Annotated in this window: 20 protein-coding genes; 13 read left to right on the forward strand and 7 right to left on the reverse strand. The window is 68.5% G+C overall.

What is annotated here, in order from left to right:
* Positions 1-99: 99 nt before the first annotated feature.
* Positions 100-2,175 carry a copper-translocating P-type ATPase gene (locus tag HT102_RS13890; RefSeq protein ID WP_192040039.1) on the forward strand — a complete coding sequence of 692 codons (2,076 nt, stop codon included), beginning with the start codon at positions 100-102 and terminating at the stop codon, positions 2,173-2,175.
* Here HT102_RS13890 and HT102_RS13895 read toward each other — a convergent pair.
* Positions 2,152-2,928 carry a serine hydrolase family protein gene (locus HT102_RS13895; protein WP_192040040.1) on the reverse strand — a complete coding sequence of 259 codons (777 nt, stop codon included), beginning with the start codon at positions 2,926-2,928 and terminating at the stop codon, positions 2,152-2,154. The genes HT102_RS13890 and HT102_RS13895 overlap by 24 nt on opposite strands.
* Before the next feature lie 231 nt (positions 2,929-3,159).
* Complete coding sequence (locus tag HT102_RS13900; RefSeq protein ID WP_192040041.1) at positions 3,160-3,714, reverse strand: DUF3515 domain-containing protein; 555 nt, start codon at positions 3,712-3,714, stop codon at positions 3,160-3,162.
* 22 nt (positions 3,715-3,736) lie between these two features.
* On the opposite strand from HT102_RS13900, the gene HT102_RS13905 reads away from it, so the two are divergent.
* From HT102_RS13905 to HT102_RS13920, 4 genes are all read left to right on the forward strand, one after another.
* On the forward strand, positions 3,737-4,717 hold the full coding sequence (locus HT102_RS13905) for a thiamine-phosphate kinase (protein ID WP_333473454.1): 981 nt from the start codon (positions 3,737-3,739) through the stop codon (positions 4,715-4,717).
* Between the two features lie 281 nt (positions 4,718-4,998).
* Positions 4,999-6,525 carry a multicopper oxidase family protein gene (locus HT102_RS13910; protein WP_192040043.1) on the forward strand — a complete coding sequence of 509 codons (1,527 nt, stop codon included), beginning with the start codon at positions 4,999-5,001 and terminating at the stop codon, positions 6,523-6,525.
* Positions 6,526-6,556: 31 nt separating this feature from the next.
* On the forward strand, positions 6,557-7,078 hold the full coding sequence (locus tag HT102_RS13915; protein ID WP_192040044.1) for a pyridoxamine 5'-phosphate oxidase family protein: 522 nt from the start codon (positions 6,557-6,559) through the stop codon (positions 7,076-7,078).
* An 18-nt stretch (positions 7,079-7,096) separates the two neighbouring features.
* Positions 7,097-7,591, forward strand: coding sequence for an SRPBCC domain-containing protein (locus HT102_RS13920; protein ID WP_192040045.1), 495 nt, complete (start codon positions 7,097-7,099; stop codon positions 7,589-7,591).
* Positions 7,592-7,652: 61 nt separating this feature from the next.
* Here the strand turns inward: HT102_RS13920 and HT102_RS13925 are convergent, their stop codons facing one another.
* On the reverse strand, positions 7,653-8,918 hold the full coding sequence (locus HT102_RS13925; RefSeq protein ID WP_192040046.1) for an MFS transporter: 1,266 nt from the start codon (positions 8,916-8,918) through the stop codon (positions 7,653-7,655).
* 275 nt (positions 8,919-9,193) lie between these two features.
* On the opposite strand from HT102_RS13925, the gene HT102_RS13930 reads away from it, so the two are divergent.
* Positions 9,194-10,768, forward strand: a complete 1,575-nt coding sequence (locus HT102_RS13930; RefSeq protein WP_333473455.1) for a phospholipase D-like domain-containing protein — start codon at positions 9,194-9,196, stop codon at positions 10,766-10,768.
* Here HT102_RS13930 and HT102_RS13935 read toward each other — a convergent pair.
* The 3 genes from HT102_RS13935 to HT102_RS16200 all read right to left on the reverse strand — a co-directional run bounded on the left by HT102_RS13935 (position 10,765) and on the right by HT102_RS16200 (position 13,407).
* Positions 10,765-11,820: a hypothetical protein gene (locus HT102_RS13935; protein WP_192040048.1), complete on the reverse strand. Its 1,056-nt coding sequence runs from the start codon at positions 11,818-11,820 to the stop codon at positions 10,765-10,767. The two genes, HT102_RS13930 and HT102_RS13935, sit on opposite strands and share 4 nt — an antisense overlap.
* Positions 11,821-11,856: 36 nt before the next feature.
* Positions 11,857-12,270 carry a cupredoxin domain-containing protein gene (locus HT102_RS13940; protein ID WP_192040049.1) on the reverse strand — a complete coding sequence of 138 codons (414 nt, stop codon included), beginning with the start codon at positions 12,268-12,270 and terminating at the stop codon, positions 11,857-11,859.
* 156 nt (positions 12,271-12,426) lie between these two features.
* On the reverse strand, positions 12,427-13,407 hold the full coding sequence (locus HT102_RS16200) for a ribonuclease H family protein (RefSeq protein WP_192040050.1): 981 nt from the start codon (positions 13,405-13,407) through the stop codon (positions 12,427-12,429).
* A 210-nt stretch (positions 13,408-13,617) separates the two neighbouring features.
* Here HT102_RS16200 and HT102_RS13950 point away from each other — a divergent pair, with 210 nt between their 5' ends.
* From HT102_RS13950 to HT102_RS13960, 3 genes are read left to right on the forward strand one after another with little or no spacing between them, the layout of a single operon-like run.
* Entirely contained in the window at positions 13,618-14,520 is a 903-nt protein-coding gene (locus HT102_RS13950; RefSeq protein ID WP_192040051.1) for an ABC transporter permease, read from the forward strand.
* Positions 14,520-15,722 carry an ABC transporter ATP-binding protein gene (locus HT102_RS13955; RefSeq protein WP_192040052.1) on the forward strand — a complete coding sequence of 401 codons (1,203 nt, stop codon included), beginning with the start codon at positions 14,520-14,522 and terminating at the stop codon, positions 15,720-15,722. The genes HT102_RS13950 and HT102_RS13955 overlap by 1 nt, the downstream gene beginning before the upstream one ends.
* Positions 15,719-17,926: a glycosyltransferase gene (locus HT102_RS13960; RefSeq protein ID WP_192040053.1), complete on the forward strand. Its 2,208-nt coding sequence runs from the start codon at positions 15,719-15,721 to the stop codon at positions 17,924-17,926. The genes HT102_RS13955 and HT102_RS13960 overlap by 4 nt, the downstream gene beginning before the upstream one ends.
* Positions 17,927-17,938: 12 nt before the next feature.
* Here HT102_RS13960 and HT102_RS13965 read toward each other — a convergent pair whose 3' ends face one another.
* Positions 17,939-20,011 (reverse strand): glycosyltransferase, encoded by a 2,073-nt coding sequence (locus HT102_RS13965; protein ID WP_333473456.1) that lies wholly within the window; start codon positions 20,009-20,011, stop codon positions 17,939-17,941.
* Between the two features lie 3 nt (positions 20,012-20,014).
* Between HT102_RS13965 and HT102_RS13970 the strand changes: the two genes are divergently transcribed.
* The 4 genes from HT102_RS13970 to HT102_RS13985 all read left to right on the forward strand — a co-directional run bounded on the left by HT102_RS13970 (position 20,015) and on the right by HT102_RS13985 (position 23,739).
* Entirely contained in the window at positions 20,015-21,901 is a 1,887-nt protein-coding gene (locus HT102_RS13970; RefSeq protein ID WP_225443700.1) for a glycosyltransferase, read from the forward strand.
* A 168-nt stretch (positions 21,902-22,069) separates the two neighbouring features.
* Complete coding sequence (locus HT102_RS13975; RefSeq protein ID WP_192040056.1) at positions 22,070-22,324, forward strand: GlsB/YeaQ/YmgE family stress response membrane protein; 255 nt, start codon at positions 22,070-22,072, stop codon at positions 22,322-22,324.
* A 136-nt stretch (positions 22,325-22,460) separates the two neighbouring features.
* On the forward strand, positions 22,461-22,982 hold the full coding sequence (locus HT102_RS13980) for a gamma carbonic anhydrase family protein (RefSeq protein WP_192040057.1): 522 nt from the start codon (positions 22,461-22,463) through the stop codon (positions 22,980-22,982).
* 79 nt (positions 22,983-23,061) lie between these two features.
* Complete coding sequence (locus tag HT102_RS13985; RefSeq protein ID WP_192040058.1) at positions 23,062-23,739, forward strand: uracil-DNA glycosylase; 678 nt, start codon at positions 23,062-23,064, stop codon at positions 23,737-23,739.
* The last annotated feature ends 105 nt before the right edge of the window (positions 23,740-23,844 follow it).

Genomic DNA, 23,844 nt, shown 5'->3' on the forward strand with positions numbered 1-23,844 from the left:
GCGCGGCATTCCGGGGCGCGGGAATGGCTAGCGCTAGCACCCCTTTACTCGGGTACCCCCAGGGGGTATGGTGGGGATGCTTCGTACCGGAGGTCCACCATGCATGATCACAACGCCCACGACAACCACGACGCGCACGCCCAGCACCAGCAGAGCGATCGCCACGCCGGTCACGGTGCCCACGGCGAGATGTTCAAGCACCGCTTCTACACCAGCCTGGTGCTCGCCATCCCGGTGGTGCTGCTCAGCCCCATGATCGCCGGCCTGCTCGGCTACACCCTCCCGGACAATCGCCTCGTCACCGCGATCCCGGCGATCCTCGGCACGATCATCTACGTCCATGGCGGCAGCCCCTTCCTGACCGGCGCCTTCCGGGAGCTCCGGGACCGGCAGCCCGGAATGATGACACTGATCGGCATGGCCATCACCGTCGCGTTCCTCGCCTCGGCAGCAACGACCCTCGGGATCGGCGGCCTGCACCTCGACTTCTGGTGGGAGCTCGCGCTCCTCATCGTCATCATGCTTCTCGGCCACTGGCTGGAGATGCGTGCACTGGGTTCCGCGTCCGGCGCGCTCGACGCCCTGGCCAGCATGATCCCCGATACTGCCGAGCGCATCGAGGACGACGGGACGCGGGAGGTCCCCATCGCCGAGCTCGCCGTCGGCGACCACGTGCTCGTCCGCGCCGGTGGCCGGGTCCCCGCTGACGGCACCATCGAATCAGGCCACGCCGACATGGATGAGTCGCTCATCACCGGGGAATCCCGGTCGGTGCCGCGCGAGGCCGGGGACCGCGTCGTCGCGGGCACCGTCGCCACGGACAACTCGGTGCACGTCACTATCACCGCGATCGGCGACGATACCGCGCTCGCTGGCATCCAGCGGCTCGTCGCCGACGCCCAGCAATCCTCGTCGCGCGCCCAGGCCCTCGCCGACCGCGCCGCGGCCCTGCTGTTCTATTTCGCCATCACCGCGGCCGTGCTCACCTTCACCGCCTGGATGATCGCCGGCAGCCTCGACGACGCCGTGGTGCGCACCGTCACCGTCCTGGTCATCGCATGCCCGCACGCGCTCGGGCTCGCGATCCCGCTGGTCATCGCCATCTCCACCGAGCGCGCGGCCCGCGCCGGAGTGCTCGTCAAGGACCGGCTCGCCCTCGAGCGCATGCGCACCGTCGATACGGTCCTTTTCGACAAGACTGGCACCCTCACCACCGGCGAGCATCGCGTCACGGGCATCGAGCCAGAAGACAGCGAGGAGCTGCTCCGGATCGCCGCGGCCGCCGAGTCCGAGAGCGAGCATCCCGTCGCGCGCGCCATCGCGGCAGCAGCCCGGGAGCGACGCATCGACGTGCCACGCGCCACCGACCACCAGACCCTCGCGGGGCGCGGCGTGACCGCCCAGCTCGAGGGGCGCCGCATCGCCGTGGCGGGCCCCGCGCTGCTCGACGAGCTCGGCATCGAGCCGGACCAGCGCCTCGAGGCCACCATCGAGGAGTGGAAGCAGCGCGGAGCATCGGTGCTGCACGTCCTCGACGGTGATCGGATCCTCGGCGTGCTTGCACTCGAGGACGCGATCCGGCCCGAGTCGCGGGACGCCGTCGACGCGCTGCACGCTGACGGCATCCGCGTCGTGATGATCACCGGCGATGCGCGGGAGGTCGCCGAGAGCGTCGCCGACAGGCTCGGGATCGACGAGGTGTTCGCCGGGGTGCTGCCGGACCGCAAGGAATCCCGCGTGCGCGAGCTGCAGGAGCGCGGCCATGTCGTGGCCATGGTCGGGGACGGCGTCAACGATGCGCCCGCGCTCGCCCGCGCCGATGTCGGCATCGCGATCGGGGCGGGCACGGACGTCGCCATCGAGTCGGCCGGCGTGGTCCTCGCGGCGGACGATCCCCGGCTCGTGGTCTCCGTCAAGCACCTCTCGCGGGCCGCCTATCGCAAGATGCGCCAGAACCTCGTGTGGGCCGTCGGCTACAACATCGTTGCCGTGCCGCTCGCGGCAGGCGTCCTCGCCCCGGTGGGCATTGTCATGCCCCCCGCTGTGGGAGCGATACTGATGTCGCTGTCGACCATCGTCGTGGCGCTCAACGCGCAGCTGCTCCGCCGAGTAGAACTCGATCCAGGCCAAGCGCGGGACGCCGCGGCACGCTCACCCGAGCGCGTCAACGCATGATCCTTCGGTCGCTCCTGCGATATCGGCAGTGTGCTGCTCCCGCGATCCGATGGTGCTGCCCGCGACGATGAATCCGTCGCCGAACCCGACGGACGCCACGGTCGGCTCGCCCCAGTCCGACCAGCCGAGCTTCACCCCCTCCATGCCGGGGATCCGCGCCACGCCCCAGTCCTGCCGCTCGCCATCCGCCGCGATGAGCTCGGTGGTCGCCATGAGCGCCAGCACCTCGCGGCCCGCTCGTGTTTCCCTGGCTCGCTGCAGGAACGCGACAAGGTCGGCGGCGCTGGTGCGGCTCGTGCCCCAACGGTCGATCCTCACCGTCTCTTGCAGGCCGTACCGGTCCGCTACGCTGTCGATCGCGCTCGGGTGCCGGCCGTCCAGGATGTCGGCCGCGTGATCATCGGAACGCGCGATCATCCGCCCCACCAAGGCACGATCCTCCTCGGCAAGGCCGGCGCGGGACAGGACATGCTCGGCGAGGTACAGCTTGGCCGTTGACAGCGCCGCGCGAGACGCGGTCGCGTTCCCGGTGGCCGCGACCGCGCCATCGGAGCATGCGATCACCAGGGCGGTGCGCGATGGCACGACCAGCGTAGCGGCGGCAGGATCGGGAAGAAGCTCGGGAGCGTCGCTGTCCGCGACGGAAATGCACGCGGACAGCGCGTTCGATGCGGCGAGCGCACCGAATGCCAGCGCTACGATCGCGGAGGCCCAGGCGGGATCACCGCCGAGGCGTGCCCGCAGGCTCGCCATGCCTTCCACTCTAGGCCGGGTTGCCGCTTGCCGCCAGTTGCCGCTTGCCGCCAGTTGCCGCTTGCCGCTTGCCGCTTGCCGCTTGCCGCAAACGCGATAGAAGCGGTGGGAATTGCGGCCTGGTTTCTATCGCGTTTGGCGGTTTCCGGTGCTTCTGCTGCTGCTGCCCACGCCACGCACCGCCCACACCACGCGCGTGCCCACCCCGCCCGCGCGGCCGGGCAGAACCGCCTAGTTGATCGGGGCCGGGTCGATGGGTTGCTTCGCGATGGCGTCGCTGACGGTGTTCGACAGCACCTGGATCGGGGTGGGGCCCGATCCGCTGGGGATCGTCACGGCGACATACACGCCGCGATCGACCGCGTACCACGTGGAGGAGTCCAGCCCCATGCTCTCGCCGGAGATCTCGAACCAGTCCACCCCATTGACCACCTGCAACGCCGAAGCACGGTCGAACTCGAGGGGCCGCTCGAGCCCGCAGCGCAGTACCACTGGCTCGCCGAGGGTCGCGGGGTCGCGCCATGCCGCGGCACCCAGCGGGGCCGGGTCGAGAAGCTCCGCCCGCTTGAGGTCGCCGAGCTGCTCGGGCAGGGCGTCCAGCAAGCCCGCGCACTCGGTCGGCCCGGCATCGGGCGCGGGCATGGTGGTGATCGCAACAGGTTCGGCGGGCGAGGACCGTTGCATGACCACTGCTGCCACGATCAATGCCACGATCAGCGCCGCGGGCAGCGACACCGCCGTGGCGATGAGTCCGGGGGAGTACCGTTCCGACGCAGTCTTGCTCACCCCGCCACCGTACTCTAGGGGCGTGAGCGATCTGCATCACCACGATCCCAGGGCAACGGTGCGCGCGGCCGGCGAGTTCACCGTCATCGACCGGGCCACACGGGGCCGCGCCCAGCCCGCATCGGTGCTGCTCGGCCCCGGTGATGACGCAGCGATCGTCCGCATCGACGGCGGGGCGACGGTCGCCTGCCTCGACATGCTCGTCGAGCATCGGCACTTCCGCACCGACTGGTCCAGTGGCCACGACATCGGGCGCAAGGCGATCGCGCAGAACGCCGCCGACCTGTGCGCGATGGGTGCCGTGCCGGTCACCTTCCTCGTCGGGCTCGCCTGCCCTCCCGATACCCCCACCTCCTTCACCGATGCCCTCAGCGACGGCTTGTGGGCCGAGGCCGCGCGGTTCGGCGCGGGCATCAGCGGCGGAGACCTCGTCCAGGGGCGCGACATCACGGTCTCTGTCACCGCGCTCGGCCAGATGGAGGGCCGCGATGCCATCACCCGCTCGGGAGCACGACCAGGTGATGTGGTGGCGCTGGCCGGAGCGACCGGGCGGTCCGCGGCGGGACTGCACCTGCTCGAGCACGGGAGCGCACCCGCATCGGCGGCCGAGGAGGAGTGCATCGCGGTGCACCGCGTACCTTGTCCGCCCTACGCATCAGCGCTTGCTGCCGCGCGGGCCGGTGCCAGCTCCATGATCGACATCTCGGATGGCCTCCTATCGGACCTCGGCCATATCGCGCGAGCCTCCTCGGTGACGATCGACATCGACCTTGGTTCCTGGCAGCCGTGCTCCACTGTGCTGGCGGTAGCGGGGGCGCACCAGGTCGATCCCTGGGGCTGGGCCCTCGACGGCGGCGAGGACCACGCGTTCGCGGGCACGTTCGGTCCCCGCGCCCCGCTGCCCGAGGGCTGGAGCCGGATAGGGACGGTCTCCGAGGGCGGGCCTGGGGTCCTGGTGGCGGGCAAGCCTGCCGCGGCGCGGGGCTGGACGAGCTGGACATAGCTGGCGCCTTCGCGGGTGCTCGCCCTCTAGGGCTCCGCAGTCAGCACCAGTGTTAGCGAAACCCGTGGCATGCCCCCCTAATAGGGTGCATACTGGGCAACAGGGGGCACTAGCGCAGAGGGGCCCAAAACGCGGGCGCCCCGCACGTGACCAGCTCCGTGCGGGGCGCTTCGCTATTCCGCTGTTTCGCTATTCCGCTGGTCCGTAAGGGTAGACCCCGAGGCGGGAATGGGGCGCGAGCACCCATGTGCTGGGCGCCAGGGCCGCCGACGATGAGAACCATGGGTTCCCGTGTGCTTCCGTCCCGCCTAGCGATCGTGGCTCGCCTGGCGCTGATCGTCATCCTTGCCGGCATCGCCGCGATGGCGATCGTGATGGCGATGGCCTGGAGCAGCGCCGTCACGGACACCTCGGGGGCCGTGGCGCTCGACACCGAGCTGCGCATCCCGCCGCTCGCCGGGTCGCGCATCGGCCCCGACGGCGCCCGGGTGTTCGACCTCGAAATGCGGGCGGGCACCGCTGACCTCGGCCATGGGCCACAGACCCGGACCTGGGGCGTGAACGGCGACTACCTCGGCCCGACGATCCGCGCAGCGCGGGGCGATACGGTTCGCATCAATGTCGACAACGAGCTCGGCGAGACCAGCACCCTGCACTGGCATGGCATGCATCTTCCCGCAGCGATGGACGGCGGCCCGCACCAGCTCATCGAGACTGGGCAGCGGTGGGCGCCAGAATGGACGATCGCGCAGCCCGCTGCGACGCTGTGGTACCACCCGCACCTGCATGGCGCCACCGCTGAGCATGTCTACCGCGGCATCGCGGGCATGTTCATCGTCGATGAGCCAGGCGGGCCGGACCTGCCCTCGGAATATGGGGTCGATGACATTCCGGTGATCGTGCAGGACAAGCAGTTCCGCGACGGCCAGCTCGATATGTCCCCGGCGCTGTTCGCCGAGGCGGGGGTCCTCGGTGGCGACGTCCTTGTCAACGGGACGCCCGCGCCCTATCTCGAGGTGACCACCGAGCGCGTGCGGCTGCGCCTCCTCAACGCCTCCAGCGCCCGAAGCTACCGGTTCGTCGTCGCCGGAACCGCCACGGTGGACCTCATTGGCACCGATGGCGGGCTCCTCGAGCGCCCGCACCGGGTAGACCACGTGCAGCTCTCGCCCGGGGAGCGTGCGGAGATCATCGTCGAGGTGGCCGCGGGGACCACCGCGGTGCTGCGCAGCGAGCCGCCCGAGCTGGGCCTGAACTTCTGGACCGATCGCTTCTCGGGCGGCGACGACACCCTGGAAATCCTCGGGCTTCGTGCCGTGGACAACCTAGCCCCGAGCCCCGGCCCGCCCCCGGTCCTCGCGGCTCCGCGCGACCTCGGCGAGCCCGCGACGAGGCGTGAGCTCACCATCACCAGCTCGAGCACGATCAATGGCCGCACCATGGACATGGAACGAATAGACGAGACCGTCACGGTCGGCACAACCGAGATCTGGGAGGTGCGCAACGCCACCGGCGACCCCCACAACTTCCACATCCATGACGTGCAGTTCCAGATCCTCGATCCCGAAGGTCCCCTCCAATCAGGGCCCAAGGACACCGTGTACATCCGGCCAGGCCAGGTAGTGCGGTTGCTGGTGCGATTCGAGCACTACACGGATCCGGCCACGCCGTACATGTTCCACTGCCACCTCCTCGCCCACGAGGACCGCGGCCTCATGGGGCAGTTCGTGGTGGTCGAGCCAGGTGCCACCGCGACCGAGTCCTCCCGCGAACATCCGATGAGAAACGGAGCCCGCGCAGGTCCATAGCTGTAATACCCTGCGATCAGAGGAGGGCGTCATGGCTCTAGCACCCAGCATCCACTTCGATCCGCGCTACAGCGATCCCGCGGCACCCGCTACCTCGTGGGAGTCGGCGCGGACGCTCCTCGAGCGGGCGGAGCTCTACTGGATCTCTACCGTCCGGCGCAACGGCCAGCCCCACGTCACACCGCTGATCGGGTTGTGGCTCGACGAGCGATTCTGGTTCTGCACCGGACCGGCCGAGCAGAAGGCGCGCAACCTCGCCGGCAACCCCCGCGCCACCATCACCACTGGTGCGAGCGCGCTCGGCAGTGGTGTCGATATCGTCGTCGAAGGCGTTGCCACCCCGCAGCACGACGAGCAGGTCCTTGGTCGTATCGCTGCGGCATATGTCGACAAGTTTGGCCCGAGCTGGTCGTTCACGGTCCGCGATGGAGGCTTCCACCATGATGCAGGAGGCCATGCGACCGTCTACGCGGTGCAGCCGATCACGGTCCATGCCTTCGCCAAGGGCACGTACAGCCAGACGAGCTTCAGGTTTCCCGCAATGGCGGGATAGCGGTCGAAAGGAACCAGCATGACCCCCAAGCCGACAGGCACCGTGACGCGAACTGAGCTGATCATCACCCGAGCCTTCCGCGCACCGATCGACGACGGCTGGGCCAGCATCACCGAGTCCGACCGCACCGCGCGCTGGTACGGCCCCTGGACCTCGACTGATCAACCACCCCGGCCAGGCTCCACGGTCAGCGTGCAGTTGTTGTTCGAGGAAGGCCAGCCCTGGGGCGACGCGCGCATCGAGGCCTGCGTGCCGCCGACCAGCCTCCACCTCGCGCTCCTTGCCGGCCCCAGCGAGGAGGATATGTGGCATGTCGCCCTCGACCTCGTCGAATCGAGCGGCAGCACCAGGCTCACCCTCACCCAGCAGCTCGGGCCCGGAATCGATCCTGCCGACATTGGTCCCGGCTGGGAGTACTACCTCGACATGCTCGTCGCCGCCCGCAACGGCATGCCGCTGCCTGACTTCGCGGACTACTACCCCTTGATGAGCGAGCACTACAGCGCGAAGTAGTGCGCGCCCGCCCGCACGTGCTGATCGTGAAAGCCGGGCCACCTCCCGCGTGGCTACATCCTCACGATCGAGTAGCACGGGCGGCCGCGGCGGGAGACCGAGGACCGCTCGACCGCCACAGCAGCACTGCCGCTACGAGGTACGGCACGAGCAGCAGCAGCGCGAAAGCCCCCGCATGGCTGCCCAGGGGCTGTACACCGGCATAGGCAAGCAGCACCGCGATCGCATAGGCAAGCAGCACCGCGATCGCCAGGATCTCGCTCGCCACCCCTGCGATCGAGGTGATGGTGGCCCGGCTCGTGCCACGGATCCGATCCTGCATCCAGGCCTCGGCGAGGACGCTGGTGATCTGGAAGCCACCGAACGCGATGCCAAGCGCGATCCAGCCGATGGGGCCACCGAGGACCGCGCCGAGCGAGCCGAGCAGCGTGCTCCCGGCCAGCATCAGAGCCGTCCCGCGCGCGGTGAGGCCGCTGAACCTGCCGGTGAGCGCGCCCCCGAGGCCAACCCCGGCCCAGACGGCGAACACCACCCACGGCACATCCGCGGTCGCCACGCCATGCTCGGCGGCGAGCAGCGGCACGTACTCCTCGAGGGATTCCCACACGGCCGGGATGATCGCGACGAGCCCGATCACCGCGAGGAGCCGATGGTCGGCCCGGACCTCTTGGATGCCTGCGCGGATGGTGCCGAGGTAGCCGCCTCGCGCATGGTCCGCGTTGCCAGGCAGCACGGGGGCGGCGGCGCGGCGTGTCTCGGGCATGGCGAGCCCGGCGATGGCGCAGGCGACGCACGCGGCCACGCTGCCGATCGCGACGAGGGTGTAGCCGCCGACGTTCATGGCAGGAATTGCGAGGAGGGTGCTCGCGCCGACGGCGAAGACGCCGAAGGCCTGCGCCAGGCCCATCACCGCGGCATACCGGCCGGCGGTCCCGTGCTGCTCGAGCTCGGTGTAGACCAGTGCCTCGAGCGCGCCGGAGGACAGGGTGCCGCCGAATCCCCACAGGATGAAGCCGAGCAGGAACACCTCGAACGAGGGCGCGATCACCCAGAGGGCGAACGCGACCCCAGCGAAAAGGGGAGCGGCGGCGATGAGCCAGCGGCGGGGGAGCACGTCCGCGAGCGCGCCGGAGGGAACCTCGAACACGATCACCGTGATGGCTCCGGCGATGAACAGCGCGGTGATCTGGGCGACGCTCAGGCCGGTATCGGCGAACAGGAGCGCGTAGAACGGGTAGAGCAGGATGAAGTCCTGCAGGAACAGGTAGCTGTAGAGCGCCACGGTGAGCCTGCGCGGGGCAGCATCGTGGATGGGCAGTGCGGGCATGGCTGGATCCTCGGGGGTGACGGCGTGGCAGGGCCGGCGGGCATGCCTGTGCGCGGCATGCTGGGTCGCGGGAGGGGCTCGCGCCCGCGCCCGTGCGGCAATGCCAGGTCCAGCGCCTCTGCGCGAGGATCAACATCGGTGATGCATGATTCAGATTCTAGGACCGGGCACCGGGCGGCGCATCAGGGTTTTTCCCGGCCCCGGCATCCAGGGGCGGCACGGGGTGGCTAGCGTGTGCAATGACGCGACAGCGGGAGCGGAGGTGGCGCGTGCGCGTGGATCCGGTTGCGGAGCGCTGGTTGCTGTCCGGGCCCGAGCGCGGCAATCCGTGGACGCGGCTGCACGGGTGGACCCAGGGCAACGTGGTGGTGCCGCTCATCGATGGCCGCCGGTACTTCGAGCGGCTCGCGCGAGCGCTCGCGGCGACGCGGCGCGGGGACGTGGTGCTGTTCTCGGCATGGCGCGGCGACGCGGACCAGGTCTTGCTCGATGGTGGCCCGACGATCGGCGATGCGCTGGCTGGAGCGGCACGCCGCGGCGTGGTCGTGCGGGGGCTGATGTGGCGCTCGCACGTGGAGCCCCTGGGTTTCTCGGGGCCGCAGAACCGGGCGCTGGTGGAGCGGGTGAACGCGGCGGGCGGGGAAGTGGTGCTCGACCATCGGGTGCGGCCCTTTGGCAGCCATCACCAGAAGTTCGTGGTGGTCCGGTTCGCTCGCCCGGGAGTGGACGATGTGGCGTTCGTTGGTGGCATCGATCTTGCGCGCACGCGCCGGGACGACGGCCTGCATGGGGGTGATCCCCTGGTGCGGCGCGAGGATCTCGAGCCATGGCACGACGCCCAGCTCGAGGTTCGCGGCCCGGCGGTGGCAGATGTCGAGCTGGTCTTCCGGGAGCGCTGGGAGGACCCGTCGGCGCTGGAGGAACCTCCGTGGGTGGCGCTGAGCGATGAGCAGGAGCCCCAGCGCGACCGCGAGCCGAGCACGCTGCCCACGATGAGCGCGCCGCCGCCCCCGGTGGGATCGTGTGCCGTGCAGGTGCTGTGCACGTATCCGCGCCGGGTGCCGCCGTTCCCGTTCGCGCGGGACGGCGAGCGCTCCATCGCCCACGCCTACGCCAAGGCGCTGCGTCGAGCGCGCGCACTGGTGTACGTGGAGGAGCAGTACCTGTGGTCGCGTGATGTGGCAGAGGTATTTGCCTCCGCCCTGCGCCGCAATGCCCGGCTGCGCATGGTGATCGTGGTGCCGCGCCTGGTGTACGAGACCAGCCCGATGCGCTCGATCCCGGCGTTGCTCGGACATGGGGCCGCCCTGCGGGCGCTGTGCCGGGCCGCGCCCGATCGCGTGATCGTCGTTGACGTGGAGAACCATGATTCCGCGCCGGTATACGTCCATGCCAAGGTGTGCGTCGTCGACGACGTGTGGGCTTGCGTGGGCAGCGGCAACCTCAATCATCGCTCCTGGACCTACGACTCCGAGCTGACCGCGGCATTCGTCGATGCGACCCGGGATCCGCGGACACCGATGGATGCTGCCGGGACCGGGGAGGGCGCGCGCATCGCCGCGCGTGACCTCAGGCTCGAGCTCGCCGTGGAGCACCTCGACCGAGACCCCCACGATGTGGCCGACCTGATCGATCCATTGCGGTTCTTCCAGGCGATCCGCCGCTCCGCGCACCGCCTCGAGCAATGGCACCACGACGGCGAGCATGGTCCCCGGCCGCCCGGGCGCCTGCGGCCGCACAAGGCCGCATCCCTATCGCCCTGGCAGGCCGCGATCGCAGCGCCTCTCTACGAGGCCATGATCGACCCCGACGGCCGCAGCTGGCGGATGCGCGCGGCTCGGACGTTCTAGCGGCGGGCCATCCTGAGGCGATAGTAGGCACCCCGGCCAAGCCTGCCGAGGTTCCTGCGGGTGATGCGCCGCGCGGTGAGGGCACTCATGGCGTGCTCGGCAATGATCCGGGTATCCAGGGGCCCGGGCGAGGCCCAGGCGGCGTCCTCGCGCGGCATCGGATCGAGAAAGAGCTTGCCATCGGCCCGGCGAAGGAAGGTCCGGGCGATCCACTCGTAGTCGTCGCGGTTGTCCTCGATGAGCTGCGCGCGCCGTGCGGGGGAGATCGTGGGGGCGTGGGTGGTGCCGACGGGGTTGTCCATGGCGTGGGTGATGAGCCTCTTGCGGACCCGCTGTGGCATCCGCGAGCGCTGGTAGGTGTCGATGAGGGCCATGGTCTGGTTATCGAGGGCGATGTTGGCCATTGGCGGCTGGATGAGCCTGGAGTCCGCGAGCTCGGGCTGATTGGCGGCGCGGAGGAAGTCGGCAACGATGTCTGGCTGGTTCTGTTGCCTCTCGAATGGCCGGACGATCAGCGCGGCGGTGCCGAACTGGTCGGCCCAGCGGCTGATGAGGTGGCGGTAGTCGGCGCGGGTGGAATTGCGTCGCTGGTGGAAATCGATGAAGGATTCGGCGCTGCTCTCCCAGGGCGGGCCTGGCAAGCGCTTCACCGATTCGCGGTAGGCGGATTCCCACCACTTGTCGTGGCGCCGCAGGTAGACGATGATTCGGGTGTCGAACGGGGCGAGCAGCTCACGGGCGAGGGCGGGGTCCTGCTCGTTGACGAACATCTCTGAGCTGATGATCACAGTCGCGGCGCGGCTGCGCCGGATCTCGTTGGCGAGCTTCTGCTGGAGCGCAGGGATGCGGGCGCGGATAGTAGGGGTCGAGCGCTTGGGCGCGCTGGTGAACCCGAGGGCGCTGCTCAGCAGGTAGTGCGCGTGGCCGACCCTGCCTGTGCGCGGGTAGAGGATGCCGTGCTCGCGGAGGGCGCGCGCGGACTGGCTGAGGGCTTGCTGGATCGCGGTCGTTCCGGTCTTGTCAGTGCCGATGTGCAGGTAGACGACCGTCATGCCTGCCTTTATAGCAGGCGCTCCGTGGCGTGGGGGTCATCCGGTGACCCGGAGCTGGGTGACCACCGTGCCCGCCTGGTGCAGCTCCACCTCGAACACGCCGGGCAGGTCAGCAACGAACTCGATGGACGCGGGCTGGCCGGGCACTGTGTCGGCGGTGAGGTCGTAGCCGTGGACGTGGAGCTCGTCAGCGGTGTCGGCAGTGACGGTGAGCGCGACCGAGGTGCCGAGCGGGATCTCGACCTGGGAGGCGCCGTCGGTGCGTGTCCCGTCGGCGACGGTGAACTCGTAGCGCGTCGTCTCAGGGACTGTGGCATCGCCGGTGCTGGTGCTGGTATCCCCGGTCGTGCTGGTGGCGTCCTCGGTGCTGCCACAAGCGGCGCCACCGAGGGCCAGCATGGCCGTGGCGAGCGCAGCAGCGACGGAGGCGAGGCGGCGTGATGCGTGCATGGATGCTCCCGGGGTCGAGTGCCGCCTGAGCCCGCGGGCAGGGCCCGGTGGCATGGCGTGCTGGTGGTTCCTCCCGGCAGCCTAGGTGGTGAGCGAACGCGGTTCCCGCCGAATCGTGGAGATGCGCGCGTTCTTTCCGGCGATCGAGCGGTGGCGCTAGCGCGCGAGCCCCATGCTGGACTGGCGCCATTCCCCGATGATGTTGCGGATGATGACCTCCTGCCCCGGCCCGGTGAGGCCCGCGCTGCGGAGCCGGCGCGTGGCCAGGGCGAGCCGGTCCGCTGTCTCGTTGAGCTCATGGCCAGCGTGGCCCTTGACCCACTGGATGTCGATCTGCCGTCCCTGCCGCTTGGCGTTGATGCGATCGACGAGCGAGCGGGCGCGATCCGGCGTGGTGCTGGGGTTGTTGATAGCCGCCACCGCGGGCTTGCTGTCACTGAGGATGCGCAGCGGACGCCGCCCCTGGCGGGAAGCGATCGCGAGCTCGATCGCGGTCAGCTCCGCGAGGAAGACATCGGAAACGCTGGGCAGGTACTTGGTGACGTGCCTGCCCTCGGCGTCCATCACAGCGATGCCCGCGCCGGGCCGCCCGCGACGCAGGGAGGCATCCGTGCACACGATCAGTGGCGCCCGTTGCAGCTCATGACGCTGGGCGAGCGTTGCCTGCCGAGCGAGGAGCTGCTCCTCCGCGATCGCCGCTGCCCGGCTCAGCCTCGCCCGGGTCGAGCTGCGGGCGAACGCGCCGGAGACCTCGCAGCCGGGGAACGAGGCGCCAGCGCCATGCAGGAGCGAGAGCAGAAGCGGATCGTGGGCATGGACCGCGAGCGAACGGCCGGTCGAGCGCGCCACCCCATAGAGGTGCGCGAAGCAATCCAGCCCGGCGCGAGCCAGCGCGCGGGACACCGCGACATCCTGCGAGCGCGCCGGAATGGCCGCCCGCACCACGGTGGCCGAGGTCCACGTGCCATCGGTGACGCTGGCGACCGCCCAGGCCGAGTCGAGCGAATCGCCATCAACGAAGAAGGGGCCGCGAAACGTGCGAATGACCGCCGATAGTTGCGGGGCCGCGTCGAGCGCCACTCCGCGCGGCGCGTGCCCGGAGGCTCCACGCCGCAATACCTCGAGCCATGTGCTCACTGGTTCCCGCATCGCGTACCCACCCTTCCCGGACAGCCGGATCGCGGACGATCCGCCATGATATCCCACGCCCGCGCGCTCACCTGTCCAGCGATTGGATGATCGGTGAGCGCGGCCACCCCGCGATGACCCTGTATGGAGCCACCGCCCGCGCCCCGGGTTGCTAGTGTGAGCGCCGACCCTGCTTCTCGATGCTCCCGGAGGGGATCCATGCCCGCACCGATCGCTGAGCAGGTCGCGCCTGGTCGGCTCGCGCGGGTGAACGCGCCGCAGCCGTTCCTGCTGGGTTTCGGCAGGTCGGCGCGCGAGGTGTGGCGCTACCGGGAGCTGCTTGGAAACCTTGTCCGCAAGCAGGTCACGGTCAAGCACAAGAATTCGTTCCTTGGCTTCCTGTGGAGCTTGCAGATCCCGCTCGTGCAGCTTGCCGTCTACTGGCTCGTGGTGGGCTACTTCCTGCGGGCAGGAGCGATTCCGTACTTCGGGCTCTTCATCTTCTGCGGCCTCGCGGTGTGGGCGTTCTTTGCCGATATCCTGCAATCGACGACGAAGTCGATCGTGTCGAATTCCGCCCTCGTGAAGAAGGTGTACTTCCCGAGGGAGCTGTTCCCGCTGTCGACCACCGGCGCGGCGATCGTCAACTTCGCCTACTACCTGGTGATCCTGCTCGGCGGGGTAGTGCTGGCGGGGATCCTCAGTGGCGTGTGGCCGGATCCGGCGCGAGTGGCACTGCCGGTCCTCGGTTTGCTCACGGTGATTGTCTTTGGTCTCGCGCTGGGGATGTTCCTCGCCGCGGTGAACGTCTACCTGCGCGATGTCCAGCACTTTGTCACCGTCATCATGATGCCGTGGTTCTGGCTCACGCCGATCATCTACGACATCAGCATGGTGGAGCGCGCGCTTCCTTCGTGGTTGTACCAGGTGTACCTATTGAATCCGATGGTGCCCGTGATCTATGCGTTCCGCTCGTTCTTCTGGCCGCAGGGCGTCGACTATGGCTTCGGTGACGGCCTGTATCCGCGATTGCTGCTCGCGCTAGGAGCCTCGCTGGTGCTGCTATGGCTGTCGCAGCGGATCTTCGCCCGCTTGCAGGGCAATTTCGCGCAGGAGCTGTGATGGCCGACGAAATCGTCATCCGAACGGTGGACCTGTCGAAGCAATTCTCCATCCGGAAGGACAAGTCGCTCAAGGAGCGCGTGCTCAAGCGCGGCCGCGGACGTGCCCATGCCGAGCAGTTCTGGGCATTGCGCGAGGTCAACCTCGAGATCGCTTCGGGCCACACGATTGGCCTGATCGGGCCCAATGGCTCGGGCAAGAGCACGTTGCTGCAAATGATCACGGGCATCATCACGCCCACCGCGGGGTATGTGGAGCGCACCGGCCGAGTTGCTGCGCTGCTGAACCTCGGCGCTGGCTTCCATCCTGATCTCACGGGACGCGAGAATGTGTATCTGAACGCTTCCATCCTGGGGCTGAGCCGCAAGGAGATCGATCGGCATTTCGACGCGATCGTGGAGTTCTCCGAGATCCAGAAGTTCATCGATACCCCGGTGAAGTTCTATTCCTCCGGGATGTATGTGCGGCTCGCGTTCGCCGTAGCTGTTCATGTCGATCCCGATATCCTCATCATCGACGAAGTCCTGTCGGTCGGCGATGAGGCATTCCAGCGCAAGTGCCGGGAGCGCATCGAGCAGTTCCAGCAGCAGGGCAAGACGATCGTGCTGGTCACTCATTCGCTCGAGCAGGTGCAGAAGTGGTGCGACCGCGCGATCCTGCTGGTCAAGGGGGACGTGGTCGCGCAGGGCGACCCCAAGGATGTGGTGGCGCGCTTCCGCGAGATGCAAGGCCCGCCCACCGACTCTGCTCCCGCGCGACAACGCACCGATGTGTCGATCGCTGCCGCTCGGGCCCTGGATCCCGATGGCGTCGCGGCGTCGACGTTCGCGAGCGGATCCCCGGTCTCCCTCGACCTAGGCATTGCCAGCGATGATGCGCTCACCGGCTGGGCCATGCGGATCGAGCTGCGCAAGGCTGACGGCACTCTCGCCCATTCGATGACGACCTCGCAGCGGGGCATCGAGCTGCCAGCCCTGGTGGGTCGTGCGACCGTGCGGATCGATTTCCCCGCCCTGCCGCTGGCTGCCGGGAACTATCACGCAGACATCGCGGTGCTGGCGAGCACGGGGCATGTGCTGCACGATCGCAAGCAGGCAGTGCGATTCGCGATCGCCCGCGACTGCGGGGACGGAGGAGTGGTCGCGCTGGATCCCACCGTCCGCATGGCTGAGGACCTGGCGCCAGCGAGGACGGGGGAATGAGCCTCACCATCACTGGAGAGGCCGCGGCTGCCCGGAGCGCATTGCCGGACGGCGATGAGCCGATCGTGATCATCGCCGTGCACGGCTCCTATGACGATGTCGTGCGCTGCTACGAGTCGTTCCTCCGGGAGACTGATGCGAGCATCCCGCTGCTGGTGATCGATGACGCGAGCCCGGATGCGCGCGTGGTGACGGTCCTCGACGGCCTGCTGCAGCGCATGGGCTCCGCGCATACGGTGGTGGTGCTGCGCCAGCCGGAGAACCTCGGCTTCGTGGGCTCGGCGAACAACGCCTTCGCTGTCGCCCGGGGCCGGGATGTAGTGATCCTCAATTCCGACACCATCGTCGGCCCGGAATGGGTGCCGCGGCTCCAGGCGGCCGCCCGGTCGAGCTCGACCATCGCGACCGCGACCGCGCTGACCAATCACGGGACCATCGTCTCGGTCGGCGCCGACGGCAAGCCCGCGTCCGCCATCCCCGGCGGCCACGATCCCCGCGAGGCAGCGATCCGCGTAGCGCGGGCAGCCACCAGGACGCGGCCCCGCTTGCCCACTGGCATCGGCCACTGCCTCTACATCACCCGGCGCGCGCTCGATGTGGTGGGTGGATTCGACGACGCGTTCGCCCCCGGATACGGCGAGGAGGTCGACTTCTGCCAGCGCGCCCTCGCGCACGGCCTCCAGCACGTGGTCGCCGACGATGTCTTCATCTATCACCGCGGTGGCGCGAGCTTCGGCGAATCGCCCCGCAAGCGACAGCTTCAGGCAGCCCACGAGCGCATCATCGCGCAGCGCTACCCCTACTACCACCCGTGGGTGCGGAAGCACGCCGGCGATGAGGGATCGATGCTCGCCGCGGCGCTGCTCACCGCTCGCGCCGCGCTCGCAGGGCTGCACATCGCAGTGGACGGCACCTGCCTCGGCGCGCGGATCGCCGGTACCCAGGTGAACGTGCTCGCCACAACGACGGCGCTGGCCAGGCATCCCGGCGTGGCTCGGGTGACCCTGTACACGCAACGGATCGTCCCGCAGTACGCCCGCGATGCAACGGAGGGCATTGTGGGCCTGCAACTGCGGACCATGCCGCGCGGCGGTGTCGGCAGCGCCAGCAAGGCCCATGCTGTCATCCGCCCGTACCAGGTGCAGCACCCGGGAGAGCTCGACGTGCTGCGTGGCATCGCGCACCGCGTGGTGGTGACTTGCCTGGACCTGATCGCCCACGACAATCCCGCGTACTTCGCAGCGGGCGAGGAATGGCAGCGCTACCGCAGCGCGACGAGGGCGATGTTCCGCGAGGCCGATGCGATCGGGTTCCTCAGTGGCCACGTCGTCAATGCCGCGCGCGCCGAGGGGCTGCTCGATGGGGAGGTGCCGCACGGGATCGTCGGCAGCGGCACTGACCACGTGATCGTGCCGGAGGCACCGGCAGCACGACCATCGGTGCTCGAGGAGATCGAGCCCGGCTATGTGCTGGTCCTGGGCTCGGCGTACTCGCACAAGAACCGACCCTTCGCGATCGCCCTGCACCAGCAGATGCAGCAGCGCGGGTTTCGCGGCCAGCTCGTGCTATGCGGCGCGAGCCCGGCGCACGGATCAACACTGTTCCGGGAACGCGAGCTGCTCGCCCGGCCAGGTGGGCCGGACAATGCGGTGGTGACCCTCGGTTCCCTCCCCGAGGAGCACAAGGCGTGGCTGTACCAGAATGCTGGCCTGGTGCTGTACCCGACGTTGTCCGAGGGCTTCGGGCTCGTCCCCTTCGAGGCCGCCCATCACGGCGTGCCCGTGCTTTCCACCAGATCAGGCTCGCTCGACGAGGTGCTGCCCCGCGGCATTCCGACCATCGACGCGCTCGATGCCGCCCAGGTCGCGGCGATGGCGATGGAGCTGCTCAGGGACAAATCGGCGCGTGACGATCTGATCGACCGGCTCCTCGACCACGCCACCACGCATTCGTGGGCCCGGACCGCCGATGCACTGGTCGAGCTAACAGAGGCCAGTCTCGGTCGTCCCCCACGATCGGGCGACCACGGGCACGCGGGACAGGGCGGCGCCTCCGGCATGTCGAGGGCGATCGGCGAGCTCATGGATTCGACGGTGATGCTCTATAGCGCAATGCCGGGGGCGCGCGAAGCGATCACGCCGCAGGGGTCGAGGCGGGAACAAGCGGCCCGAAGAGTCCTCGGAACGATCCGGCGAGCGACGTAGCGGGGGAGCGCCTCACCGGGGCGCTGGCTCGGTGATCGATTCCTTGTATTGCCGAACCAGCTGGCGGTATTCCGGGTAGCGGGAATCGAGTATCTTCTCGTTCGCCGCCACCTGGGCAGCGCGAGTCCTAGGTGTGAAGCTGCGCGCCCGGTAATGAAGCACGAACGAGCGATTCGCCACCGCGCACTGCCAGCCCTTGCGGCGGATGCGCATGCAGAAATCGTTCTCCTCGCCGTAGCCCTTTCCGTAGGCGGTGTCGAACAACCCGAGATCGTTGATGACCTCGCGGCGGATCATCATGCAAAATCCATGCGCCACCGGTGCCTCGTACCATTGCGGAAGCCCATCGACGATGCCGAGGTAGTGCGCGTATGCCTGCTCCATCGGCAGCTGCCCGCCCATCGGCACCGAGAAGATCGTGGCAGCGTTGCTCCGTGATGTCACCGCGCCGAAACGCTGGCCCTCGGCATAGAGGACGCGTTGCATCTCCTCCGCGAATCCGTGGGTGACGATGGTGTCGGAGTTGAGCAGCAGCACGTCGCTAGCCTGATCGACGAGGTTCAGCACCGCATTGTTGCAGTTGCCCACGAACCCGAGATTCCGCGGATTACAGGAATAATGCACATTGTCGAGGCCCTCGATCGCCGCGAGGATCCGGTGTTCCAGGTCATCGGCGCGCGGGCCGCAATCATTGACGTAGTACACGTCGCAGGCTGGATTGGCCGCGAGGTCCGCGCGCACCGAAGCGATGTTGTGCTGGAGCGAGTCCCAGTCGCCGAACACCGGGATGATCACCGCGATGCGGCGTGACGCGTCGAGCACTGACTTGCCGCGCCGCTCCAGCGACCACTCGAGCAATGCGGCGGGATCACGTGGGGCGCGCGCAATCGCGCTGCTCCGGGCGGGCGTGGCCATCCGGCGCGCTGGCCCGCTTGCCCGCTCGAGGCGCCGGCCCAGCGCGATCGCCTTCTTCGTCACGAGAGTGAGGTGAATGGTGGTCACCAGCGCGAGGACGAGTCCGAAGGCACGCGGCGCGGAGTAGGGGCGAGGCAGCGAAGAGGTGTCGATGGCCTCAAGCATCGGGGAGATGCACGATTCGGGCGCGAGGAGCTCGGCGTACCGGCGCCGGCCTGCCTGTCCCATGCGATCGATCAAGCCGGGGCTCGCCGCGAGCGAGGCGATGTGGCGCGCGAGGGCGTCGGCATCCCCGGGCTCGTAGAGAAGGCCGTTCTCGCCGTCGTTGACCAGATCAGGGGTGCCGCCGCTGCGCGAGCCGATGACCGGGATCCCGCAGGCCATCGCCTCGACCGTTACACGTCCGAATGCCTCGCACCGCGACGCCATGATGAAGATGCTTGCCCCGCGGATCCATGGAATGGGGTCGGGCTGGTAGCCCGCGAACACAACACGATCGCGAGCGATTCCGTTCTCCCTGAGGCATTCGATGATCCTTGCCTTGTAAGCCCGGTCGGTTGCTCCGACAAGCACTAGCTCGAGATCATGCTGGCCCTGCCGCAGCACCAGGCATAGTGCTTTCGCCGCGTCGAGCTGGCCTTTGGACGGAGTGACCATGCCGACCATGACGAGGCGGACGCGGGTGCGCGCTATGGCCTGCCCAGCGGGCGCCGCGAGGGTAGCGGGGAGATCCACCACGGGATGGGACACGGCGACCGGGCGCGGGCTCCCGATGCGAGCACCGATATGCTCGGCGACGGCGGCGGAGTTCGCGACGATCGAGGACGATAGCGCGTCGATCGCCCGGTACGTCCTCGCTGGGCCGAGATAGAAGTTGAAGCCGTGGTCCTCGGCGCCGAACTCGCGGATGTACCAGATATGCGGAACCCGGCTCAGGCTTGCCGCGACGGCCGCCCAAGGGCAGGTGATCGTGTTGGAAATGACCACGTCGACCTGGTTCACGCGGATGATCTCGCGAAAGCGCGCGATGGCGAGCGCGCTGCCGAGCGCCTCCGCATGGGTCGCCGGGGCCTGGCGCACCCACCAGATGTGCGGGACGACCAGCGCTTCCACGCCGATGCTGAGGAGCGGATCGCGGAGGCCGAGGTCAGCGGGCATCGTCACGATCACGCGATGGCCGCGCTCCACCAGTATCCGGGCCGAGGCGACCAGGGATCGCTCGCTGCCGCCCGTGGTCTTGCCGCTGTGCGAGGCCCAGAGTACGGTGGGCCGCGTCGCGGTGGGCGGCGTCAACGGTTCGGCAGGAACGGCTTTCGCGTCCACGCGGCGTCGGCTGGCTGTGTCGTCGGGCATAGCCGCGTTGGTCGTCACCGGGCAGACTCTAACGAACCGGTTGGCCATGCGTCCACGCTGCGATCGCATCGTTGGGCAGCAAGGGGCAAGGATGCGGGAATGGATCTGAATGCTCGATCGCGGGCTGCCCGGCACACGGTTGCGTCGGCTTCGGAAGGCGTGCGGCGGACGATCCTGGCCGCTTATCGCTGCCGCCACCTGATCAATCGGGCCGAGTTGCCGCGAATGACGGTGCTCGGGCTCGTGCGGGATCATCTTCTCCTGTCGTCCTCGGTGTGGTTCGATACCGCGTGGTACCTGCGGCAATACCCCGACGTCGCGTCCTCCGGCGTGGACGCTGTGGCGCACTACCAGGCGTTCGGCGCGCGAGAGGGACGGGATCCGGGGCCCCGCTTCTCGACAAGCTTCTACCTGGAGGGCAATCGCGATGTCGCGGTATCCGGGATGAATCCTCTCGTCCACTTCATCAAGCACGGCATGGCCGAGGGGCGTCTTCCGCGCGCTGGCTCCGGCCCGGCTGGCACCCGGCAGGGCGCCCTAGGGGAGATCGGGATCGCTTTCCCAGGCAGTGCTGCGAGCCCTGTGCCCGGCCCCAGTGAGCGCCGAATAGCAATCGTTGTCAAGAATTGCAGTTCGCCGCGCGCCACGGCCTACATCCGCGTGCTTCTCCCGTGGCGACTGGTCGCGCCTTCCGTCGCGTGCCTGCCCGTCCTCGTCGAGGCAGAGTTCCTGCTCACCGAGGAAGTAGCCGAATTCGACGCAGTGGTGATCCAGCGTGATGCTGTGTCGCCTCGAATCGTGACGGATGTGGTCGACAATCTGCGCAAAGCAGGCATTCCTTTTTTGTTCGAGATCGATGACCTATTGTGGGATCTTCCCTCGGATCACCCCGACCGGGCCGAATACGCCAACGCGTCGGGCTCACTGACCCATCTCATGCGTCATGCTCGAATGATCTCCACCTCGACCGAGAAACTGCGAACCGAGATCTCGCGCCATAATCTCAGCACGATGGTCGTGCCCAATTCTCCGTGGTTCGAGTGCTGGGAGGAGCGGATCGATCCTGGCATCGTCGAGGAAGTACGCCGCGCCAATCGGATTGATCGGGAGGTGCCCAGGATCCTATACATGGGCAGCGCCTCGCACGCGCACGATCTCGCGATGGTCTCGCCGGCTATCGCGGACGTCGTGAGAAGACGGCCTGATGCCGAGGTCATCCAGATCGGAGGCGGCGGGCTCTTGCCGTCTGCCCGGAGGCTGGCCGTGCCGCACCGGTTCAGCTCGTACGAGGCGTTCGTCCAGTGGTTCCGCATCGTCGCGGGCACTGCCACGATCGGCATCGCGCCCTTGCGGGGAACCCGGTTCGATTCGATGAAGTCCGACGTCAAGGCGCTCGACTACGGGAGGGCCGGCCTGCCAGCGATTTTCAGTGACGCCGAGCCATACCGGGGTTCCATCGTTGACGGGCGGACGGGCATTCTTGCCGGAAACACGCATGAAAGCTGGACGAGGGCAATTCTGGACTTGCTCGACGATCAGGCTGGGCGCGAGCAATTAGCGATGGGCGCCCGCCAGTGGGCACGGGAGCGCGGCAGCGCGGCGCGCCGCGCGCACGAGCGATTCGCGCGAGAGGCCCTCGGAACGGAGGCTCCAGCGGATTGTCGTTTGGGGCAGCACCCGAGCGAAGAGCGCTCTGGAATGGGCTGAGGCGCCCAACGATCGCAGTTATGCGCCAGGTTGCATCAACTATTGCAGTCGGCAATCCCGCAGCGATCTCGATCCCGTTGCAGTTTCCGCTCCTCCGGTTGCGGAGGCGTGCGGGCCTGATAAGACTTGAGGGGTCCAGGTTCTGCTCGACCAAGGAGAGTGTTTCTCATGATTTGGAGCATCATCGTCGCCATTTTCGTCGGCGCGATCATCGGTGTGCTGGCACGTATCGTGCTGCCCGGCAAGCAGCAGGTCTCGATGCTGCTGACCGTCGTGCTCGGCGCCGTGGGCGCGTTCGCGGGCTCCGCGATCGTCAGTGCTGTCGCGGACAAGGAGGGCTTCAACATCTGGGCCCTGCTCGTGGGCATCGTGGTGGCCGCTGCGCTGATCGTGGGCTACGAGCGGATCGCGCTCAAGAAGTAGCACCAGGAGAGATTCGCCTGGCCGGGCGCGGGGAGAACGTTCCCCGCGCCCGGCCTCGTGCATGGGCACGGGCGCTCGGGCGTGGTGATGCCTTCCAGGGCCGGACAGTGTGTCTCACATGTCCTACGATGTGGCCATGGCGATCTATTCGTTGGGCGACCGGGAACCATCCATCCACCCCGAGGCGTATGTGCACCCTGATGCTGTCGTGATCGGCGCGGTGACACTAGGAGCGGGCGCGAGCGTCTGGCCCTCATCGGTGCTGCGTGGCGACTACGGAACCATCGAGGTCGGGGCCCGCACCAACATCCAGGACGGCACGATCATCCATTGCACGGGAGTGCACCCCACCGTGATCGGCGAGAACTGCGTGATCGGCCACAACGCGCACATCGAGGGCGCCACCATTGGCGCGAACTGCCTGATCGCTTCGGGTTCGGTCGTGCTCAACGGCTCGGTCGTGGGGGAGGGCGCCATCGTGGGCGCTGGCGCGGTGGTGCCGTTCAACTTCGAGCTGCCCGCGCGCCGCATGGCCCTCGGAGTTCCCGCCCGCATCCGGGAGGGCTACGAGGTGCCCGAGGGACACGTCGATGGAAACACCGCCGTGTACATGGCCAATGCTTCCTACTATCGTGAGGCGCTGCGCCGGCTCGACTGAGCCTCTCCCGGAGAATTCCCGGGGCAGCTCGGGGGCTGGCGTAGTGATGTGTGGGGACGCGACGGAGAAGCGAGGCAGCATGGCGCCACGGCCACTATCGGAGATCGTCGAGGAAGGCTGGGCGCAAGCGCTGGCCCCGGTGGAGCCGGTGATCGGCGTGATGGGCGAGTTCCTGCGCGGCGAGATCGCCGATGGGCGCGGCTACCTGCCGAGCGGCACGAATGTCCTGCGGGCGTTCCAGCAGCCCCTCGACGAGGTGCGCGTGCTGATCGTCGGGCAGGATCCGTACCCCACGCCAGGCCACGCGGTGGGGCTGAGCTTCTCGGTGGCGCCGGAGGTGCAGCCGGTGCCGCGCAGCCTCGCGAACATCTTCCGCGAGTACTGCGACGATCTTGGCCATCCGACGCCGGCGACCGGTGACCTGACGCCGTGGTCGCGCGCGGGGGTGCTCCTGCTCAATCGTGTCCTGACGGTCCAGCCGGGCCAGCCCGCATCGCACCGGGGCAAGGGCTGGGAGGCCGTGACGGAGCAGGCGATCCACGCGCTGGTCGACCGCGACGAGCCGCTCGTGGCGATCCTGTGGGGCAAGGACGCGGCATCGCTCAAGCCGATGCTGCAGGATGTGCCGATCATCGAGTCCGCGCATCCCTCCCCGCTCTCGGCGTCGCGCGGGTTCTTCGGATCCCGGCCATTCAGCCGTGCCAACGAGCATCTGCTCGATCTGGGCGGCGATGAGATCGACTGGCGGCTGGCCTAGCGGATGCTGCCGGCAAGCCGTTCCATCCCGGTGAGGACGCGGGCTAGGCTTGGCATAGCGTGACCTGGCGGACGGCGCGAGGGAGGTGAGCAGGCAGTGCTGGAG

The organism is Lolliginicoccus lacisalsi, from assembly GCF_014841105.1.
GTDB lineage: Bacteria > Actinomycetota > Actinomycetes > Mycobacteriales > Mycobacteriaceae > Lolliginicoccus > Lolliginicoccus lacisalsi.

Coding starts and splice junctions, on each gene's coding strand:
- HT102_RS13890 (WP_192040039.1), top strand. CDS start 100: ATGCATGATCACAACGCCCACGACAACCACGACGCGCACGCCCAGCAC.
- HT102_RS13895 (WP_192040040.1), bottom strand. CDS start 2,928: ATGGCGAGCCTGCGGGCACGCCTCGGCGGTGATCCCGCCTGGGCCTCC.
- HT102_RS13910 (WP_192040043.1), top strand. CDS start 4,999: ATGGGTTCCCGTGTGCTTCCGTCCCGCCTAGCGATCGTGGCTCGCCTG.
- HT102_RS13915 (WP_192040044.1), top strand. CDS start 6,557: ATGGCTCTAGCACCCAGCATCCACTTCGATCCGCGCTACAGCGATCCC.
- HT102_RS13920 (WP_192040045.1), top strand. CDS start 7,097: ATGACCCCCAAGCCGACAGGCACCGTGACGCGAACTGAGCTGATCATC.
- HT102_RS13925 (WP_192040046.1), bottom strand. CDS start 8,918: ATGCCCGCACTGCCCATCCACGATGCTGCCCCGCGCAGGCTCACCGTG.
- HT102_RS13935 (WP_192040048.1), bottom strand. CDS start 11,820: ATGACGGTCGTCTACCTGCACATCGGCACTGACAAGACCGGAACGACC.
- HT102_RS13940 (WP_192040049.1), bottom strand. CDS start 12,270: ATGCACGCATCACGCCGCCTCGCCTCCGTCGCTGCTGCGCTCGCCACG.
- HT102_RS13950 (WP_192040051.1), top strand. CDS start 13,618: ATGCCCGCACCGATCGCTGAGCAGGTCGCGCCTGGTCGGCTCGCGCGG.
- HT102_RS13955 (WP_192040052.1), top strand. CDS start 14,520: ATGGCCGACGAAATCGTCATCCGAACGGTGGACCTGTCGAAGCAATTC.
- HT102_RS13960 (WP_192040053.1), top strand. CDS start 15,719: ATGAGCCTCACCATCACTGGAGAGGCCGCGGCTGCCCGGAGCGCATTG.
- HT102_RS13970 (WP_225443700.1), top strand. CDS start 20,015: ATGGCCGCGCTCCACCAGTATCCGGGCCGAGGCGACCAGGGATCGCTC.
- HT102_RS13975 (WP_192040056.1), top strand. CDS start 22,070: ATGATTTGGAGCATCATCGTCGCCATTTTCGTCGGCGCGATCATCGGT.
- HT102_RS13980 (WP_192040057.1), top strand. CDS start 22,461: ATGGCGATCTATTCGTTGGGCGACCGGGAACCATCCATCCACCCCGAG.
- HT102_RS13985 (WP_192040058.1), top strand. CDS start 23,062: ATGGCGCCACGGCCACTATCGGAGATCGTCGAGGAAGGCTGGGCGCAA.